The sequence below is a fragment of the Roseicyclus sp. genome, from assembly GCF_052168335.1.
Taxonomy (GTDB): Bacteria; Pseudomonadota; Alphaproteobacteria; order Rhodobacterales; family Rhodobacteraceae; genus Roseibacterium.
Genome location: NZ_JBQLZP010000363.1, coordinates 1 through 3776, shown reverse-complemented (window position 1 = coordinate 3776; position 3776 = coordinate 1). Strand labels below are relative to the sequence as shown.

The 3776-nt window shown below is 68.2% G+C and carries 3 protein-coding genes; all 3 read left to right on the top strand.

Features of this window, described 5'->3' with window-relative positions:
- Positions 1 to 273: 273 nt before the first annotated feature.
- Positions 274 to 1311, top strand: coding sequence for a response regulator (locus ACTS11_RS11150; RefSeq protein WP_442640386.1), 1038 nt, complete (start codon positions 274 to 276; stop codon positions 1309 to 1311).
- 275 nt (positions 1312 to 1586) lie between these two features.
- The gene (locus tag ACTS11_RS11145; protein WP_442640385.1) at positions 1587 to 3017 is read left to right on the top strand and encodes a sensor histidine kinase; all 1431 of its coding nucleotides are present in this window, start codon (positions 1587 to 1589) and stop codon (positions 3015 to 3017) included.
- Positions 3018 to 3160: 143 nt separating this feature from the next.
- A partial coding sequence (locus ACTS11_RS11140; protein ID WP_442640384.1) for a DUF6544 family protein occupies positions 3161 to 3776 on the top strand: 616 nt, incomplete at its 3' end.

Below are 3776 nucleotides of genomic sequence, written 5' to 3'. Positions count from 1 at the left end.
CCCTGAACCATCCTCGCACGGGCGGCGCCTCGGTCGCGACGGGCAGCCGTTTCCAGCACCACCGCCGATCGCCTGCTGCGGCCCGCATTGCTCCGCGTACGATGCCGGCGCCCACGAATTGCCCGGAAGTCGCCGCAATCCGTAAAGAATGCCTTCACCATGCCGTACAGGCGACAAAGGCCGGGTCTAACGAGGACGATGCCATGCCCCGGCGAGCAGCCGCCGGGGTGACGACGGCCGCACAGGCCAAAGCCCGAGGACCGGAAGATGACCTTGATCCAACCCCTGGAGGTTGCAACCCCTCTCAGGATGCTCGTCGTGGACGACGAGCCAGACATGCTCGACCTGCTGGCCAGGGCCCTGACGTCGCTTGGGCACTACGATGTCCACCTCGCCATCTCGGCGGACGCCGCCGTAGAGAAGATCTCCGGGGGCGGGACCCGTTTCGACATCTTCCTGCTCGACATCCAGATGCCCGAGATGGGCGGCGTCGAGCTTCTCGGGGCGATCCGGGCGATTCCGGACTACGCCGAAACGCCGGTCATCATGCTCACCGCGATGGGCGACCGCGAATACGTCGAGGCTGCGTTCCGCGAGGGCGCGCACGACTACGTGACGAAACCCTTCGACTTCGACGACCTGCTCTACCGGATCGGCGCCGTCTCCGGCCCCGAAGCCGCGGCCCGGAAAGCGAAGGGCGCGCGCGCCGGTGGCGCCGGCCGCTTCGGCGACATCCATAGGCTCATCGGGCTCTTCGAGTTCAACAACTACATCGCGCAGCTCGCGCATGGCCGTCTCTTCGACGCGCGCCTCTTCGCGGTCCGCCTGCGCCGGCCGCAGGATGCGGAGGCGAATCCCCGCCGGGCGCCCGGCGACGATCCCGTCGCAGCTCTGGCGAAGGCGATCTCGCTCTCCACCGCCTCGGACGGCTGCCTGTTCTGCCTCTACGGCGGCGACACGTTCCTCGTGCTGTCCTTCGCCGAGGAGGGCGCGGACCCCCTGCTGCAGGAGCACGAACTGAACAGGCTCTTCCGGTCCGCCCTGTCGAACGGCGCGCTGATGCAGGGCTTCCAGGCACTGGTCGGAGATCCCGTCTCGATGCGTTCGCTGTCCGAACCCGACATCGCCAAGGCCGTGAAGGACGCGGTCTCGAGCGTCGAGCGGCGTGCACAGAGCGCGGTCGACCTCGCGCCGGCGAAGCCTGCCGCCGCCACCCGGCCGGACCGGCCGAAACGGACATCGCGGGCCATCTACGACCACGTCGTTCACGAGCTCTTCGGTTCGCGCAGCCCCCGGGGCGGCCCGCGCTGAGCCGCCGATGCGGACCGACGGGCCGAAAACGGCCATTTTCTCATCAACATTTTACCGGACTTCGCGACAAAACATTAACGGATACATCGGCGTTCCGGCGCCGGCCGTCCCGGCCGACGCCAGAGCCAGCCCGGAGAACTCTGGATGGAATCCGACCGAAGGCATGGATCCGGACACAGTGCCTCCGGCGCAGCCACCCGGCGCGCCGAGCGTGATGAAGATGCCCTTCAGCCAGAGCAGCGGAATGGAAGGCGCGTGAAGAGAACGGAACGGAGATGACTGTCCTGAACCTCTGGGGCAGCCAGAACAACAGTGCAACGGACAGCGAGCGACTGCTGCAGAATCTCCGCGATTATGCAGACGCCGCCCGTTCGCTTCTGTGGCAGCGTCAGGCGATCTTCGCCGCCGCAGCGCTCCTGACCGCGTTCTACCTCGATCCCGTCAAGGCCGTCCTCTTCTACGCGGCGCTGGTCATCTGCGAGGCGCAGGACCTCTCGATCGCCCGCCGCATCGCCACCTTGAGCGGCGGCGACACGCGCGGCATCCGGCAATGCTACGCCTGGGTCCTCGTGAACACCGGGATCAGCTCGCTGGTCATCAGCGGCTACGTCATCTCGGTCTCCCTCATGCAGGGATCGGGCGGGCAGTTCACGCCCCTCTTCTTCCTGTTCGCGATCGCCCTGTTCGCGGCGATGAACAATCACCACGTCTTCTGGGCGCTCGTGCTGCGAATGTCGATCTACGGGATCACGTTCCTCGCCATCGCGGGGAAGGGCATCTGGCTCTATCGGCCGCCCCTCGATTCCGCGCTGTGGCTGCAGCTCTTCACCGTCATCTTCGTGCTCTACTTCCTGATCGACTGCTCGATCGTGTTCCTCGGTCTCTACCGGCGGAACCTGAACCAGCTCGAGGAACTGAAGGCCGAGCATGACCGCACGAAGGCGGCGCTCGTGGTGAAGACCCGGTTCGTGTCGATCGTGAGCCACGAGCTGCGCACGCCGCTCACGTCGATCAAGGGCTCGCTCGAACTGCTGAACTCCGGCAAGGTGGGGTCGGTGCCGCCCGGCGCCACCCCGCTCGTCGAGATGGCGAGCAAGAACAGCCGGCGCCTCGCCGAGCTGATCGACGACCTCCTCGACCTGCAGCGGATCGAGGCGGGCGAGATGAAGTTCCGCATGGTGAAGGTCCATGTCCAGTCCCTCATCGCCGAGGCGATCGCCGCGCATCAGGGACTGGCCGAGAAGTTCAAGGTGACGCTGCGCGAAGACACGATGGAGAGCAGGCCGCTCTACGTCCTGGCCGACGAGTCGCGGCTGATGCAGGTCCTCTCGAACGTCATCTCGAACGCCGCCAAGTTCTCCTTCGACGGCGGCGACGTGCTGCTGGGATGCAGCCTGTCGGAGGGGCGCGTCCGCATCCACGTCCGCGACCACGGCGTCGGCATTCCGGAGGGCATGAAGGAGAAGGTGTTCGAGCGCTTCACGCAGCTCGACTCGTCCGACCAGCGCCGCGCCGGGGGAACGGGCCTCGGCATGAACATCTCGCGAGAGATCATGGAGGCGTTCGGCGGCACCATCGACTACGAGAGCGAAGTCGGCAAAGGCACGACCTTCTACATCGAACTGGCCGCGCGCGAGCCCTCGGCGGCCAGCGCGGCGCCGGCAGCCGCGCACGTCGTCCAGCTTCCCCTCGTCGCGAACGGCTGAGCCCCCGCCGCGCGACCGTGCCGTCTCTCGCACCTGCGGCCGCACCCCGTCTCCGGGCGGACGAACAGGCGCGTCCTTGACCGAGATCATCGCACCGGACGCGCCGATGCGGTGGAAGGGACGCACATGACCCGGAACACCCCATGAAGATCGCGGTCGCCCTTGCCGCCGTCGTCGCCCTCGGGCTTCTCGCGCTTCTCGCGCTGAGGCTCGCCGACCGTCGGGCGGACGCACGCGAATGGGACAGGCTCGCCGCGCTCCAGCCCGAGGCGCCCGCCCGGTTCGCGCCCGAAATGATCGAGGACCTTCCCGAGCCCGCGCGGCGCTTCTTCTCCTACGTCATCGCGCCCGGCACGCCGCTCCTGCGGGTGGCGGAGATCGACATGACGGGGCAGTTCAGCCTCGGGACGAAGGACGCGCCCGCCTACCGCCCGATGGAGGCCCGCCAGATCCTCGCCGCGCCCGAGGGCTTCGTCTGGGCGATGCGGACACGCGGCGGGATGCCCGTCTCGGGGTCGGACAGCGGAACCTGGACGCGCTTCCGCATCCTCGGCCTCGTGCCCGTGGCGCGGCTGGGCGGCGACCCGGACCACGCGCGCTCGGCCTTCGGGCGCTACGTCGCGGAGGCCGCGTTCTGGACGCCGGCGGCGCTTCTGCCCGGTCCCGGCGTCGAATGGTCGACCGTGGACGAGGACACCGCGCGCGTCACGATCCGCCACGGCGGGCTGGAACAGGCGGTCGACGTCACCGTGGATGCCG